Source organism: Achromobacter sp. JUb104, from assembly GCF_024806975.1.
GTDB lineage: Bacteria > Pseudomonadota > Gammaproteobacteria > Burkholderiales > Burkholderiaceae_B > Achromobacter > Achromobacter spanius.
The window spans coordinates 943,986-958,610 of the sequence record NZ_JANUEY010000001.1; the positions used below are offsets into that span (position 1 = coordinate 943,986).

At 65.1% G+C, this 14,625-nt stretch carries 13 protein-coding genes; 7 read left to right on the forward strand and 6 right to left on the reverse strand.

Features of this window, described 5'->3' with window-relative positions; translation table 11 throughout:
- Positions 1–35: 35 nt before the first annotated feature.
- The 5 genes from M2361_RS04415 (at position 36) to M2361_RS04435 (ending at position 5,889) form a co-directional block, all read left to right on the forward strand.
- Positions 36–2,057 (forward strand): ligand-gated channel protein, encoded by a 2,022-nt coding sequence (locus M2361_RS04415; RefSeq protein ID WP_259246398.1) that lies wholly within the window; start codon positions 36–38, stop codon positions 2,055–2,057.
- Between the two features lie 57 nt (positions 2,058–2,114).
- Positions 2,115–3,065 (forward strand): siderophore ABC transporter substrate-binding protein, encoded by a 951-nt coding sequence (locus M2361_RS04420; RefSeq protein WP_259246399.1) that lies wholly within the window; start codon positions 2,115–2,117, stop codon positions 3,063–3,065.
- Between the two features lie 142 nt (positions 3,066–3,207).
- On the forward strand, positions 3,208–4,149 hold the full coding sequence (locus M2361_RS04425; protein ID WP_230695376.1) for an ABC transporter permease: 942 nt from the start codon (positions 3,208–3,210) through the stop codon (positions 4,147–4,149).
- Positions 4,150–4,249: 100 nt separating this feature from the next.
- On the forward strand, positions 4,250–5,134 hold the full coding sequence (locus M2361_RS04430; protein ID WP_404976348.1) for an iron chelate uptake ABC transporter family permease subunit: 885 nt from the start codon (positions 4,250–4,252) through the stop codon (positions 5,132–5,134).
- Entirely contained in the window at positions 5,131–5,889 is a 759-nt protein-coding gene (locus tag M2361_RS04435; RefSeq protein WP_259246400.1) for an ABC transporter ATP-binding protein, read from the forward strand. The genes M2361_RS04430 and M2361_RS04435 overlap by 4 nt, the downstream gene beginning before the upstream one ends.
- Before the next feature lie 15 nt (positions 5,890–5,904).
- Here the strand turns inward: M2361_RS04435 and M2361_RS04440 are convergent, their stop codons facing one another.
- The 6 genes from M2361_RS04440 to M2361_RS04465 all read right to left on the reverse strand — a co-directional run bounded on the left by M2361_RS04440 (position 5,905) and on the right by M2361_RS04465 (position 12,795).
- A complete protein-coding gene (locus tag M2361_RS04440; protein WP_259246401.1) occupies positions 5,905–7,122 on the reverse strand; it encodes an MFS transporter in 1,218 nt (405 codons plus the stop codon).
- A gap of 88 nt (positions 7,123–7,210) precedes the next feature.
- Positions 7,211–9,280 (reverse strand): 5'-nucleotidase C-terminal domain-containing protein, encoded by a 2,070-nt coding sequence (locus M2361_RS04445; RefSeq protein WP_404976349.1) that lies wholly within the window; start codon positions 9,278–9,280, stop codon positions 7,211–7,213.
- 147 nt (positions 9,281–9,427) lie between these two features.
- On the reverse strand, positions 9,428–10,249 hold the full coding sequence (gene thiM / locus M2361_RS04450; RefSeq protein WP_259246405.1) for a hydroxyethylthiazole kinase: 822 nt from the start codon (positions 10,247–10,249) through the stop codon (positions 9,428–9,430).
- Positions 10,250–10,363: 114 nt separating this feature from the next.
- Positions 10,364–11,065, reverse strand: coding sequence for a 4-carboxy-4-hydroxy-2-oxoadipate aldolase/oxaloacetate decarboxylase (locus tag M2361_RS04455; RefSeq protein ID WP_259246407.1), 702 nt, complete (start codon positions 11,063–11,065; stop codon positions 10,364–10,366).
- Positions 11,062–11,784, reverse strand: a complete 723-nt coding sequence (locus tag M2361_RS04460; RefSeq protein WP_259246408.1) for a PIG-L deacetylase family protein — start codon at positions 11,782–11,784, stop codon at positions 11,062–11,064. Before M2361_RS04460 ends, M2361_RS04455 begins: the two co-directional genes overlap by 4 nt.
- Before the next feature lie 27 nt (positions 11,785–11,811).
- Complete coding sequence (locus tag M2361_RS04465) at positions 11,812–12,795, reverse strand: tripartite tricarboxylate transporter substrate binding protein (RefSeq protein ID WP_259246409.1); 984 nt, start codon at positions 12,793–12,795, stop codon at positions 11,812–11,814.
- Positions 12,796–12,898: 103 nt separating this feature from the next.
- On the opposite strand from M2361_RS04465, the gene M2361_RS04470 reads away from it, so the two are divergent.
- Both M2361_RS04470 and M2361_RS04475 read left to right on the forward strand, forming a co-directional pair.
- Positions 12,899–13,804, forward strand: coding sequence for a LysR substrate-binding domain-containing protein (locus M2361_RS04470; RefSeq protein ID WP_259246410.1), 906 nt, complete (start codon positions 12,899–12,901; stop codon positions 13,802–13,804).
- 315 nt (positions 13,805–14,119) lie between these two features.
- Entirely contained in the window at positions 14,120–14,560 is a 441-nt protein-coding gene (locus tag M2361_RS04475) for a nuclear transport factor 2 family protein (RefSeq protein ID WP_100856245.1), read from the forward strand.
- Positions 14,561–14,625: the final 65 nt, after the last annotated feature.

The window sequence follows — 14,625 nt, forward strand, 5'->3', positions numbered from 1 at the left end:
CGCGGCAAGGTCTGGTACGGGAGCAAGCGACCATCATGAGCAGCAACGATCTGGCCTTGGGCGGCCGTGTTTTGACACCGCGCACGCAGTTGGCGGCGGCACTTTGCGCAGCGGGTTTGGGCATGGGCCCGGGGGCGGCCTTGGCGCAGAACGCCAGCGAAACCAAGACCCTGGAAACCGTCGTGGTGACGGCCAGCGGCTACGAACAGCAGATTCAGGATGCGCCCGCGTCCATCAGCGTGATCACCCGCGAAGACCTGGACAAGAAGTTCTACCGCGACGTGAACGACGCCTTGCTGGAAGTGCCGGGCGTCATCATCACGGGTGGCGGTGACCGCCAGGACATCAGCCTGCGTGGCATGGGCCCGCAATACACGCTGATCCTGATCGACGGCAAGCGCCAGAGCTCTCGTGAAACCCGCACCAACTCGGATTCCGCCGGCGTGGAAGGCGGCTGGACGCCGCCGCTGGCCGCCATCGAGCGCATCGAAGTGGTGCGCGGCCCGATGTCGTCGCTGTATGGCTCGGACGCCATGGGCGGGGTGATCAACATCATCACCCGCAAGGTTCCCGATGAATGGGGCGGCGAGATCCGCATGGACACGACCATTCAGGAAAGCAATAAATCGGGCGACATCTACCAGGGCAACTTCTACCTGGCGGGTCCCATCAAGAACGATTTGCTGGGTTTGCAGATCTACGGCCAGGCCTCGCAACGCGACGAAGACGACATCGTCAACGGCTTTCGCAAGCGCAATTCGGATAGCGTCACAGCCAAGCTGGCGCTGACGCCCAACCGCGATCACGACATCGTGCTGGAAGCCACCACGATGCGCCAGAAAATGCAGGAAACGTTGGGCAAGACGGTGGCCCCGCTGGCGCCGGGCGTGGCGTGCCCGCGCACGGGCTGCCCGGCGTCGGGCCAGAACGACTACCGCAGCAACAAGTGGGCGCTGTCGCACACCGGGCGCTGGGGTTGGGGTGTGTCGGACAGCTATGTGCAGCAGGAAGAATTCGACAACCGCTCGCGCCAGATGAAGGTCAAGAACCTGAACCTGCAAACGAGCTGGACCCTACCGTTGGGCTCGCACATGCTGACCCTGGGCGGCACCTACCTGAGCCAGCGCTTGAATGACCAGACGGGCAACCAACTGTCGGGTGGCCCCAACAAGATCGACCGCTATCAGTGGGCCTTGTTTGCCGAAGACGAATGGCGCCTGACCGAATCGTTTGCCGTTACCACCGGCCTGCGCATGGACGAAGACGAAAACTTCGGCACCCATTTCAGCCCGCGCCTGTATGGCGTGTGGCACATGGCCGAGCGCTGGACCTTGAAGGGCGGCGTGTCCACGGGTTTCCGCGCACCGGACCTGCGCCAGACGGTGGCGGGCTGGGGCCAGGTCAGCCGGGGCGGCAACATGTACGGCAACCCGGATCTGACGCCCGAGAAGTCGGTTACCGAGGAAATCGGCATCCTGTATGACGACGGCGAAGGCTTCAACGCCGGCCTGACTTTGTTCAACAACGACTTCAAGGACAAGATCACCCGCGTGGCTTGCCCCTTGTCGCAATGCACGGAAGGCCCCAACCAGTTCGGCTCCAATCCCACCACCTACATGAACGTGGACAAGGCCGTGTCGCGTGGCGTCGAAGCCAGCATGAAGCTGCCGTTGGCGCGCGATTTGTCTTTGACCAGCAGCTACACGTTCACCAAGTCGGAACAGAAGTCGGGCCAGTACAAGGGCGAACCGCTGAACCAACTGCCCAAGCATTTGTTCACCACCACGGTGAACTGGCAGGCGTCCGATGCGCTGGAAGCCTGGGCGCGCGTGAACTACCGCGGCAAGGAAAGCCAGCCGACCACGGGCGCGTCGTCGTCATCCGTGGTGGCGCCGTCTTACACCTTCGTGGACATGGGCGCGTCGTACGCGGTGAACAAGACCGTGTCGGTGTATGCCGGCATCTACAACCTGTTCGACAAGCAGGTCACGTATGACGACTACGAGTACGTGGAAGACGGCCGCCGTTACTGGCTGGGCGTGGGCGTGAAATTCTGATCGCAATGAACAAGGGGGGGGGCGCTTCTCGTCCCCCCGCAATACACAGAGGGCTCTATGACGATGTTGGAAAAAAAGGGCTGTGCCCGCCGTTGGTTGCTACAGGCGGGCGCCGCGTTGGCGCTGAGCGCGGCGGTTGGCGTGTGCGCGGCGCAGGCCACCGTGCCCGTCAAGCATGCGCGCGGCGCGACCAACGTGCCGGCCAATCCGAAGAAGACCATCGTCATGGATATGGCGGTGCTGGATACGATGCACGCGTTGGGCGTGGAAGTGGCGGGTGTGCCCACCGTCGCCAAACTGCCGCCGCAATTGGCGCAGTACGCCGACGAGCGCTACCTGAAAGTCGGCTCGCTGTTTGAACCCAACTACGAGGTGATCCACGCCGCGCAGCCGCAGGTGATCTTCGTGGCCGGCCGGTCGGCGCCCAAATACGATGAGCTGTCCAAGCTGGCGCCCACCGTTGACCTGACAGTCAACCCGCGCGATCTGGTGGGCAGCGTGACGCGCAACACCGAAACCCTGGCCGCCATCTACGGCAAAGAGGCGCAGGCCAAGCAGCAGTTGGATGCCTTGCGCGCGTCCATCTCCGCGCTGCATAGCCAGGCGGCCACGGCCGGCACGGCGCTGATCGTGCTGACCACCGGCGGCAAGATGAGCGCCTATGGCCCGGGTTCGCGCTTTGGCGTCATCCACGATGCGTTCGGCATCAAGCCGGCCTCCAAGGATTTGAATGTGTCGAACCACGGCCAGGCCGTCTCGTTTGAATTCATCGCCGAGATGGACCCGGACTGGCTCTTCGTGATTGACCGCGATGCCGCGATTGGCCGGGAAGGTGTGTCGGCGCAGCGCATGCTGGACAACGAACTGATGCGTCCCACCAAGGCGTGGAAGAACAAGCGCGTGGTGTATCTGAACGGCTTCAACTGGTATTTGCTGGGCAGCGCCGGCTTGACGGCCATGCAGCAGAACGTGGACGACATCGCGGCGGCGTTGGCGGCGGGCAAGTAAGCAGCATGGAAGTAAGCAGTATGAAAGTCAGCGGTATGAAAGTCAGCAACCTGAATGTCAGCAACATCGCGGCTGTACAAGAAGGGCGTTTGTGAACTGGCGGCGGGTGCTAAGCGGTTGGGGCGGCCTGGCCGCGGTGTTGATGCTGCTGGCGGCGCTGTGCGTGGCCAGCGTCAGCCTGGGCGCGGGCACGTTGTCGCTCACGGCGCTATGGGGCGGCGGCGAAGAGGCCGAGCGCGCCTGGCGCCTGCTGATGGTCAGCCGCGTGCCGCGCACGCTGGCCTTGCTGCTGGCCGGCATGGCGTTGGCGGTGGCGGGCCTGATCATGCAGATGCTGGTGCGCAACCGCTTCGTGGAACCCACCACCGCCGGCACCGTGGAATCAGCCACGCTGGGCATCCTGGTCATCACCTTGCTGGCGCCCGACACGCCGGTGATCGGCAAGATGCTTACCGCTACGGGCTTTGCGCTGGCGGGCACCTTGCTGTTCCTGGCGCTGCTGCGCCGCGTGCCGCTGCGCACGCCCTTCATCGTGCCGCTGATCGGTTTGATCCTGGGCGGCGTCATCCACGCGGCGACCACGTTCCTGGCTTTCCGATTCGACCTGCTGCAATCGCTGCACGCCTGGACCACGGGCGATTTCTCGGGCGTGTTGCGCGGCCGCTATGAATTGCTGTGGATCGGCTTTGCGCTGGCATGCGCCGCGTATGCCGCCGCCGACCGTTATACGGTGGCGGGCATGGGGCGCGAGTTCGCGTCCAACCTGGGCCTGAACCACGCGCGGCTGACCTTCGTGGGCCTGCTGATTGTGTCGGCCATTTCGGCGGTGGTGGTGGTGACGGCAGGCGGCATTCCGTTTCTGGGGCTGATCGTGCCCAACGCCGTCAGCCTGGTGCTGGGCGACAACATGCGGCGCGCCATTCCGTGGGTGGCGGCGCTGGGCGGCGTGTTCGTGCTGGCCTGCGACATCATCGGCCGGCTGGTGATTCACCCCTACGAAATCCCGATCGGCACCGTGGTCGGCGTGGTGGGCAGCATCCTGTTCCTGGGCTTGCTGCGCCTGCGGAGGAATCGCCTTGGTTGATACCGCTTTCTCGGGCGCTGCCCGCGTTGTTGCACGCGCACCGCAACGCGCGCGCCTGCTGTGGCTGGCCGCCGCCGCGCTGCTTTGCGTGATCGCGTTCATGACCTTGGGCGCCAACGGCCAGTGGTCGTTCGTGATTCCGTTTCGTGGCGGCAAGCTGCTTGCGATGCTGCTGGTGGCGTACGCCGTGGCGGTGTCGTCGGTGTTGTTCCAGACCGTCACGCACAACCGCATCCTGACGCCCGCCATCATGGGCTTTGACGCGCTGTACCTGTTGATTCAGGCGGTGGTGGTGTTCGGCTTCGGCCAGGCCGCGGTTGCGGCCGAGCATCCCGTGGCCGCGTTTCTGCTGGAAGTCTGCGCGATGACCGCGTTTGCCTGCCTGCTGTTTCGCTGGCTGTTTTCGGATGCGGTGCGCAGCCTGCACCTGATGATGCTGGTGGGCATTGTCTTCGGGTTGCTGTTTCGCAGCTTGTCCAATTTTGTGGTGCGCCTGATCGACCCCAACGAATTCCTGGTGCTGCAAGATCGCATGTTCGCCAGCTTCAACACGGTGCGCGTGTCGCTCTTGCCGATTGCGCTGGCAGCCGTCTGCGTGGCGACGCTGGTGGTGTGGCGCTTGCGCCATCGCTACGACGTGCTGGCGCTGGGGCGCGACATCGCCGTGAACCTGGGCGTGGACTATCGCCGCAGCCTGATGCTGACGCTGGCGGCCATTGCGGTGCTGGTGTCGGTGTCCACGGCGTTGGTTGGGCCGGTAACGTTCTTCGGCCTGTTGGTCAGCAACCTGGCCTATCAGGCCATGGGGTGCGACAAGCATAAATACACCGTGCCCGCCGCGACGCTGTTGGGCGTCATCTTCCTGGTGGGCGGGCAGACATTGCTGGAGCGTGTGCTGGGCTTGAGCACCACCGTCAGCGTGGTCATTGAATTCGTGGGCGGGGTGATGTTCCTTGCCCTGATCTTGCGCAAGGGGCGCCGATGATAGACATCGCAAAAGTCAGCAAGCAATACGGCGATAGCGTGGTGGTGGATGACGTCACCCTGCAACTGCCGGCCCAGGGCGTAACCGCCATCATCGGCCCCAACGGCGCGGGCAAGTCCACCTTGCTTTCCATGGTGAGCCGCCTGCTGCCCGTGTCCGCCGGGCAGATCCGGGTGGACGGGCTGGACGTGACCCGCGCGGACAGCCGCGAGCTGGCGCGCCGCCTGGCTATCCTGCGACAAGACAACCACCTGCCGCTGCGCCTGACCGTGAGGGACCTGGTGGCGTTCGGCCGGTTTCCGTACACGGGCGGCCGGCTGACGCTGGACGACAAGGCCCACATCGACCGCGCGCTTGCGTACTTGAACCTGGAACCGCTGGCTGACCGCTATCTGGACGAGATGTCGGGCGGACAGCGCCAGCGCGCCTTTGTGGCGATGGTGCTGTGCCAGGACACGCGCTACGTGTTGCTGGACGAACCCTTGAACAGCCTGGACATGAAGCACGCGGTGGCGATGATGGGCACCTTGCGCCGCGCGGCGGATGATCTGGGCAAGACCGTGGTGCTGGTGCTGCACGACATCAATTTCGCGTCCAGCTATGCGGACCGCATCGTGGCGATGCGCCAGGGCCGCGTGGCCCACCAAGGCACCCCGGCGGAACTGATCCGGCCCGAGGTGCTGAGCCCCCTGTATGAACTGCCGATCGATGTGCATGACATCGGTGGCAAGCGCATCTGCGTGTATTACCGCTAGGCAGTGCAGGGCCTGTTATGCCGATTCCGTGCTGGCGACCAGTTGAGCCTGGCGCGCGGCGCGGTGGCGCCGCTCCAGCATGACGGCCCACAGCCACAAGGGCATGCTGCCCAGGGCCAGCAGGCTGCCCACCCAGCCGGTGGACGTCCAGCCGTAGCCGGCGGCAATCGCCAGGCCACCCAGAAGGGGGCCCAGCGCATTGGCGGTGTTGAAGGCGGAATGGTTCAGGGCGGCGGCCAGGCCTTGGGCGTCGCCCGCCACATCCATCAAGCGGGTTTGCAGCACGGTGCCCAGTGCGCCGCCCACGCCCACCAGAAAGACGTTCAGCGTGATCAGCCAGACGTTGTGCGCCATCAGCGGAAACAACGCCAGCACCACGGCCGACCACACCAGTAGCAAGCCCGCCGTGCGCATCACGGCGCGGTCCGCGAAGATCGGCACCACCATGTTGCCCACCGTCAGCCCCACGCCAAACGCGCTGAGCACGAAGGGCACGGTGCTGGGCGCGACTTGCGTGACGGCGGTCAGTGTGTCGGCCAGGTACGTGTACACCGAGAACAAGCCGCCAAAGCCCACCGCGCCGATCGCCAGCGTGATCCAGACCTGACCCCGGCCCAGCGCGCTCAGCTCGCGCAGCGGGCTGGCCTTGTGGTCGGCGGGCGTGTCGGGGGCGTAGACGGCCACGCTGATCATGGTCAGCACCGCCAATAGCGACACCAGGCCGAAGCTCCAGCGCCACCCGACCACCTGGCCCAGCCAGTTGGCCATGGGCACGCCGATGATGGTGGCGACGGTCAAGCCCAGAAACACGCGGCCCACGGCCATGGTGCGGCGGTTGGCCGGCACCAGCGAACTGGCCACCAGCGACGCAATGCCGAAGTACGCGCCGTGGGGCAGCCCGCTGAGAAAGCGGAAGAACAGCATCCAGTGATAGTCGGGCGCGATGGCGCTCAGGCCGTTGCCCACGGCGAACAGCCCCATCAGGGCGATCAGCAGGCGGCGGCGGGGCATCTTCGCGCCCAGCACGGCCAGGATCGGCGCGCCGACCACCACGCCCAGCGCATAGGCGCTGATGACGTGGCCGGCCGTGGGCGCGTCGATGCCCAATGACTGCGAAAAATAGGGCAGCAGGCTCATCGTGGCGAACTCGGTGGTTCCGATGGCGAAGCTGCCCACAGCTAGGGCAAGCAGCACCAGCGCGGGCCGGTGCTGCGGGGAAGCAGGGTGAGACATGGGGATGGCTAGGGGTGATTCGAGGAATGTTGCAACGCAACAGCGCTATTGTAAGCACCCCAAGCTGTCATCTACATGTCTGCCGCGCTTACTGGCTGAGATCCACCGCGTAGCGCGACAACTGCGTCGTTGCGTCCGGGGTGGCGTCGTACACGCTGACATTGGTCACGCCGTGCGCTACCGCTATCGGCAGGGTGCCCGGCACCGACCAGAACACCACGGGGCCCGCCAACGCGCTCAACGGCTTGAAGCGCCAACTGCGGTCCAGGCCGTAGGTGGCCAGATCCAGCGTCGGGTTTTTCTTGATGAAGCTGATCAGCACGTCGCGGCTGGCGTCCGGGGCTTGCAGCACGATGTCGCCCTTGCCGCCCGCCAGGCCGGGAAAGTCGCCGCCGCCGCTAGCGCGGTAGTTGTTGGTGACCACCAGGAACTCCGCCGCCGGATCCAAGGGCGCGCCCTGGTAGGTCAGGCCCGAGATGCGCGAGCCCTTGGGCTGGCTCACATCGATCTCGTATTTCAGCGCATTGCCCGGTGCGTACAGCACGTCGAAGTTGAACGTGGGGAAGCTTGTGTCGACCAAGTCTTGCGGTGCGACCTGGGCAGGGTCGATCTGCTTGAACTGTTCGGCGGTCTTCTCCAGCCACAATCGCACGGTGTCGCCCGTGACGCGCACCACCTGCAAGGTGTTCGGGTACAGGTACAGGTCGGCCGCGTTGTTGATGGCCACATTGCCTTGCTTGACGAAGGTGAAGTCGCCCGGCCCATTGCGCCCGCCCTTGAACGGCGCGGCGGCCGACAGGATGGGCAGGGCGGCGTAGGCCGGGTTGTTCTTGGCGATGTAGTCGGTCAGGTAGTCGATCTGCGCCATGTTGACGATTTGCAGCGCCGACACGTCACCCGTCAGCGCGTAATAGGTCGCCATGTCGAACTGGCTTTGACCGATCGGCGTCTTCACGTAGTCGATGGTGGCGGCGTGCTCGGTCTGCACCAACTGCTGCACGGCGGTGTCGGGGGCAACGTAGGTGGCCGGCGTCGAACCGCTTTGCGCGGTCAGGCGCGTGGAAATGCGCTGCACCGTGGTCGCGTCCTGCTGCACGCGCCAGCCCTTGTCGTAGGCCAGCTTCAGCGTGATCTGGCCCAGGTTGTTGCCCCACTGGCCCGCTTGCACGGCCGGCACGCCGTTGACCAGGCCGCGCACCGGGTCCACGCCGGGCTGGCCAACGAATGTCGACGTGGCGCTGGTGTCCGGAAACAGCAAGTGCTGGTGGCCGGTGATCAGCGCGTCGATGCCGGGCACCTGGCTCAAGTAGCCCGCGCCGTTCTCCATTGCGGGGTCGTAGGCGGTCTTCATGTCGATGCCGCCATGCGCCAGCGCCACGATGATGTCGGCGCCCGCCGCCTTCATGTCGGGCACGTAGCGTTGCGCGGTTTCTTTCCAGCCCGTGACTTGCACATGGCCTTCCAGATTGGCCTTGTCCCATTGCAGGATCGGCGGCGGGGCAAACCCGATCACGCCCACCTTGAACGGTACGTCGATCGCGTTGCCGGCGGCATCCGTGGCCTTGAAGGTCTTGTCCAACAGCACCCAGGGTTTGAAAATCGGTTGCTTGCTGGCGGCTGACACCACGTTGGCCGACACAAACGGAAAGGTCGGCGCGGCGCAGTCCTTGGCGCCGGCGGGGTTGGTCTGGGCCGTGCCCTTGCCGATGCCCGCCAGGCCGAAGTCCACGTTTGTGATCTGCGACAGATAGGGCAGGCCGTAGTTGAATTCGTGATTGCCCATCGTGCCCGCGTCGTAGGCCAGCAGGTTCATCTGCTTGTAGATGGCGATCATGTCCGAACACTGCACGGGCGCCACCAGCGCCTGGTAGTCGGACAGCGCGGTGCCCTGGATGGTGTCGCCATTGTCGAACAGCAGCGTGTTGGCGTGCTGCTTGCGGGCGTTGGCGATCAGCGTCGCGCTGCGGTCCACGCCGTAGCTTTTGTCTTCGGCCAGCTTGTAGTAGTCGTAACCCAGCACGTTGGCATGCAGGTCGGTCGTGGCCAGAATCGCCACTTCCAGCGCGGCGCCTTGCGGCACGCTGGCAACGGGCGGGGTCACCGCGCCGGTGTCATCGTCATCGTCGTCATCGCCGCCGCAGGCGGTCAGGCCCGCCATGAGCGCAACGCTGGCGGATACCGCGAACAGTTTTCGTACGTGTGGCTTCACCGTCATTCCTCCGTGTCATGAAGGAATCCGAGTGTGGGGATGGTGTGTGACCTGGGCGTGACATGAATCGCGTGGGGGGCGCAAACGCAGCCCGTATTAGCGCAGCGGCGATTCCCTGGTCAGGCTGTCGGTCTCCAGCGACGCCAACGCATCCAGGAAGCGCCATGCGAATGAACCGGGTCCTTCCGACAGTGCGCCCGCGCGCCGGCCCGCGATGGCAAAGCAGGACAAGGCGGCGACTGCCGCCGTATACGGATCGTCTTTCGATACTGCCGCAAAGGCGCCGACCAGCGCCGTCAACGCGCAGCCGGTGGCGGTCACGCGCGGCATCAGCGGCGACCCGCCCGTGACGCGCACCGAACGTTGGCCGTCGGTGACGTAATCGGTTTCTCCGGTCACAGCCACCACGGTGCGATGCGCGGTGGCGATGTCGCGGGCCGATTGTTCCGCCTGCGCCACGGCGTCGCGCGCGTCCACGCCCTTGCCGGCACTGTGGCCGCCCGCCAACGCAATGATCTCCGACGCGTTGCCGCGCACGATGGTCGGCTGCAAGGCCAGCAATTGCCGCACGGCGTCGCGCCTGAAGGCGGTGGCGTGATGGGCCACGGGGTCCAGCACCCAGGGAATGCCGGCCTGGCGCGCGGACGCGGCGGTCAGCAGCATGCTTTCCAACCAGGGCGCGGACAGCGTACCGATGTTGATAACCACGGCGCCCGCCACGCGCGCGAACTCCGGCGCTTCGTCGGTGGCGTGCACCATCGCGGGCGACGCGCCCATCGCCAGCAACACATTGGCCGCGATGTTCATGGACACGAAATTGGTCAGGCATTGCACCAGAGGCGCGTCTTGCCGCAGCGTGGCGTACAGGCTTTGGCACGTCCGCGCCAGGGCAGCGGTGTCAGTGGGGGATTCAGCCATGCCAGAAGGTCCTTGCAACGCGTTTCGAGGGATCGGCGTATGTTCTGGCGTCGCAAGCAGGGCTGTCAAGTTGGCGCGCCATTGCTCGACTGGCTGGCGGCTGGCGCGTTCCTGCTATTCGGCCTGATCCGGCCCATCCACATACACCAGCCCCGCCGCGCGTAGCTTGTCGCGCATGCCGTAGATGTCCAGGCCCAGCTCGCCGGCGGCCAACCTGGCGCGCGTGGCGTCTTCTTTCTTCAGACGCGCCTCGCTGGCATCCGCCACCGACAAGGCGTGCTGGCGTTCCACCACCACCACGCCATCTTGATCGGCCACGATGATGTCGCCCGGCCGCACCAGCGCGCCGGCACACACCACCGGCACGTTGACGCTGCCTGGCGTGGCCTTCACGGTGCCTTTGGCGGACACCGCGCGCGACCAGACCGGAAAGCGCATGGCTTCCAAGGCCATCACGTCGCGGCAGCCGGCATCGATGACCAGCCCACGCACGCCGCGCGCGGCGCAGGACGTGGCCAGCAGTTCGCCAAACATGCCGTCGTGATTCTCGGTGGTGCAGGCCACAACCAGCACATCGCCGGGTTGGCACAGTTCCACCGCCACGTGCAGCATCCAGTTGTCGCCCGGTTGGGCCAGCACGGTGACGGCGCTGCCCGCGATGGCCGCGCTACGCCAGACGGGGCGCAGATACGGTTGCAGCAGCCCGGAGCGGCCTTGCGCTTCATGCACGGTGGACACGCCGGCCGCCTGCAAGCGATCGATCACGGCGGGTTCCGCACGCGCAATGTTTCGAACGGCGATGGCGCGCGCGCTCATGCGAAGGCTCCCGTCACTTGCGGGAATATCCGCTGATAGCCCTCGGCATGCGTGATCTTCAGATCGGAATTGCGCGACGCCTGCACCCCGCGCTGCAAGGCCACGCGCGTGTAGTACTCCCACAAGTGTTCCTGCGCGGCCATGGTTTCAAACGCACGGCGCTTCACGTCCCACACCGACGATATGTCCAGCAGCACCTCGGGCTTCCATTCGCATTGCTCAGGCTGGTGCGGCTCGAACAGGAACACGGGCGGCGCGCCCAGCACGGGCTGGTCCGGCCGATGCCCGTGCGCCTGGGCGATGATGCGCGCCTCTTGCGCCACATGGGTGGCAAGCGGGTGGTCGAAGTTGTAAGGGTCTTTCAGCGAGTGCGTCAGCACGAAAGCCGGCCGCAGTTCGCGATAGATGTCGGCAAGCTGGAACAAGGCGTCGTCGCTGACGCGCAGCGGATAATCACCGCAGTCCAGAAAACGCACCGACGCGCCCAATATCGATGCAGCGCGCGTGGCTTCTTCGCGCCGTGCCGTCTTGACCTTTTCCAGCGTCATGCCCGGCTCGCGCCAGAGCTTGGCCGATTCACCGCGCTCGCCGAACGACAGGCACACCACGGTCATGTTGAAGCCGCGCTGCGCGTACAGGGCAATGGCGCCGCCCGCGCGCCAGACGAAATCCGCCGAATGGGCGCTGACGATCAGGCCGTTTTGAGTTGTGCTGCTCATGCTTTCTTCCTGAAAATTAAAGGCCGTTCAGTCTGCGCTGATGCCGGCGTCGCGGATCACCTTGGTCCACTTCACCGATTCATCGGCCACGAAGCGACCAAAGTCCGCGGCGCTACCTGGCGTGACTTCGGCGCCGATTTCGCTCATGCGTTGTTGGAAGGCCGGGTCCGCCAGCGCGGCCTGCAATGCCTTGTTCAAGCGCTTGACCACTGGCTCGGGCATGCCGGCCGGGCCGACCAGGCCCCACCACACGGTGGCATCCGCGCCCGACAGGCCTTGGGATGCGGCGGTGGGCACGTCGGGCAGCAGCTTGGCCGGATGCGGGTTCAGCACGGCCAATGCGCGCAGCTTGCCGGCCTGGACGTGCGAGACCACTTCCAGCGGGTTGATCGACATGAAGGACAGCCGGCCGCCCAACAGGTCGGTCACGGCGGGCGAGCCGCCCTTGTACGGAATGTGCAGCGCCTTGAAGCCGCCCTCGGATTTGAGGAGTTCGCTGCCCAGGTGGCCCGAACTGCCGTTGCCCGCCGAGCCATACGTCAGCTTGTCGGGGTTGGCGCGGCCTTGCGCGACCAGGTCTTTCAAGGTCTTGGCGCTGGCGTCGCTACGCACCACCACGACCAGCGGCGCGAAGCCGATGGCGCCGATGGGGGCGAAGTCCTTGGCGGGATTGAAGTTCAGTTTCGGGAACAGCGCCGCATTGCTGGCCAGCGTGTTCGAGGCGGTCAGCAAGGTGTAGCCATCCGGCTCGGCGCGCGCCACGTGCTCCATGCCGATGTTGGTGGCGGCGCCGGGGCGGTTGTCGACGATGACCGGCTGCTTGAGTTCTTCGGCCATTTTCTGCGTGATCAATCGCGTCACGATGTCCACGCCGCCACCCGCCGCGTACGGCACGACGATGCGCACCGGCTTGTCGGGAAAGGTGTCCGCGGCATACGCGCCCAACGGCGCCGCCAGCCCGGCAACCAATCCCAGGGCCACGCCAAAACGGGCGAGATATGTCTTCTGCATCAATGTCTCCTGTGTGCTTGTTCTAGTGTCGACATGGTGCTGGGGCAGGACTAATATCGTCCAATACTTTTTCCGCCAACGACTTATTTGGTTTTCAAATAAATTGGACTTCCGTCAACTTCGCTATTTCGTTGCCGTGGCCGAGGAGCTGAGCTTCAGCGCCGCCGCCCGGCGCCTGCACGTGAGCCAACCGCCCCTGAGCTTGCAGGTCAAGGCTCTGGAAACCGAACTGGGCGCGGTGCTGTTGGAACGCGATAAACGCAACGTCGCCCTGACCACGGCGGGCGCCTTGTTCCTGGAACAGGCGCGGCGCGCGCTGGGCAATCTGGACCGCGCCGCCGAAGTGGTGCGGCTGGCCTCACAAGGCGAGGCCGGTGAAATCCGCATCGCGTTCACGGCCTCGGTGCCTATGGCCGAAGCGTTTCCGCGCGTGGTGCAGACGTTTCGCAGCAGCCATCCCGCCGCCCGCGCCGACCTGATTCATATGTCCACCGGGCAGCAGCTTCAAGCGCTGGCAGACAAAAGCATCGACGTGGGGTTCTTGCGCCCGTCGCTGCTGTTTTGCCCACCGCCCAACATCCAGACGCTGGACTTGTGGACGGACCGCCTGGTGGTGGTGCTGCCGGCCTGGCATGCGCTGGCCGACACGCAAAGCCCCTTGCCCATGGCGGCGCTGGCCGATGAACCCTTCATTCTGTTTCCGCGCGGGCTGGGTTGCGGCTTGTTCGAGCACGTGATGGTGCTGGCCAGCCGCGCGGGCTTCGCGCCGCGCCTGATGCAAGAGGCCCGCGAAGGGGCAACGATCGTTGGGTTGGTGGCCGCCGGGATGGGCATTTCGGTATTGCCCGACACCTATGCACGCACCGGCATCCCCGGCGTGGTGTATCGCAGCCTGGATACGCCCGACGCCACCAGCCGCTTGCTGCTGGCTTACCGGCGCGATGACGCGGCCCCGTTGCTGCAACGGTTTGTGGATGTGGTCAGGCCGAACGCGGGGACGGCGGTGTAGGGGCTGGCGCTGCTTTTCAGCCGGCAGTATCGGGACCGCGCTGCTTGTTATTTTGCAGACGGCCAATGTCCGCCCAACGTCTGGCCAAAGACCGCGTGGCTTCGGCCGCGGCTTCCTGCAGCAGCTTGGCCATCTTCTTGACGCCGGCGGGTGACTTGCCATTTACAAGTACGCCGTCAGCAGCTTGCCGGCGGCGCCCATAAAACGGCCGCTCTGGCTGCGTTATCGTTTCCACTAACTATCGTAATCCCTAGCTTTTTCTAGGCAATTCTTGCCTCCATAATTTGCGGAAACGTTTCCACAAAAAGGATAGGCATGAACACCGAGTTGCAGGCTGAACGGGTGAAAACCGTCGTAGACCACATGGCCTTGGAGTGTGTCCAGGAATGGGACAAGGTCATCGATACCTTTGAGCACCCCCGGTACGAGATGCACTCAAGCGGCGCGGTCTTCGACGGCGAAAGCGAAGTGATGGGGTACTTCCATTCGTCGCGCGCGTCGTTTCCAGATCTGAAGAACGAGATCATTGCGGTGGGCGCAGCCGACGGGACGGATATCGTCCTGGTGGAGTTCTGGCTGTCCGGCACGCATGCCGGGCCGTTCACCGTCGACGGCAAGACCTACGAGCCCACGGGGCGCAAGTTTCGCGTGCGCATGGCCGCGACATTCGAATTCGCGCCCGACTCCGCCAAGATTATTTGCGAGCGTCCCTACACCTGTCAGAACGCCAAGCTGCGTTCGCTCGGGTTGCTGTAGCGGTGCCGGCGATCCCGTTCAGGAGGCGGGTAGCCATGAGAGACCCACTGTAAGAACCATTTGTT

Bases quoted from the DNA above. Each gene is read 5' to 3' on its own strand.
- M2361_RS04415 (WP_259246398.1), top strand. From the start codon at position 36: ATGAGCAGCAACGATCTGGCCTTGGGCGGCCGTGTTTTGACACCGCGC.
- M2361_RS04420 (WP_259246399.1), top strand. From the start codon at position 2,115: ATGACGATGTTGGAAAAAAAGGGCTGTGCCCGCCGTTGGTTGCTACAG.
- M2361_RS04425 (WP_230695376.1), top strand. From the start codon at position 3,208: ATGCTGCTGGCGGCGCTGTGCGTGGCCAGCGTCAGCCTGGGCGCGGGC.
- M2361_RS04430 (WP_404976348.1), top strand. From the start codon at position 4,250: ATGACCTTGGGCGCCAACGGCCAGTGGTCGTTCGTGATTCCGTTTCGT.
- M2361_RS04435 (WP_259246400.1), top strand. From the start codon at position 5,131: ATGATAGACATCGCAAAAGTCAGCAAGCAATACGGCGATAGCGTGGTG.
- M2361_RS04440 (WP_259246401.1), bottom strand. From the start codon at position 7,122: ATGTCTCACCCTGCTTCCCCGCAGCACCGGCCCGCGCTGGTGCTGCTT.
- M2361_RS04445 (WP_404976349.1), bottom strand. From the start codon at position 9,280: ATGGCGGGCCTGACCGCCTGCGGCGGCGATGACGACGATGACGATGAC.
- thiM (WP_259246405.1), bottom strand. From the start codon at position 10,249: ATGGCTGAATCCCCCACTGACACCGCTGCCCTGGCGCGGACGTGCCAA.
- M2361_RS04455 (WP_259246407.1), bottom strand. From the start codon at position 11,065: ATGAGCGCGCGCGCCATCGCCGTTCGAAACATTGCGCGTGCGGAACCC.
- M2361_RS04460 (WP_259246408.1), bottom strand. From the start codon at position 11,784: ATGAGCAGCACAACTCAAAACGGCCTGATCGTCAGCGCCCATTCGGCG.
- M2361_RS04465 (WP_259246409.1), bottom strand. From the start codon at position 12,795: ATGCAGAAGACATATCTCGCCCGTTTTGGCGTGGCCCTGGGATTGGTT.
- M2361_RS04475 (WP_100856245.1), top strand. From the start codon at position 14,120: ATGAACACCGAGTTGCAGGCTGAACGGGTGAAAACCGTCGTAGACCAC.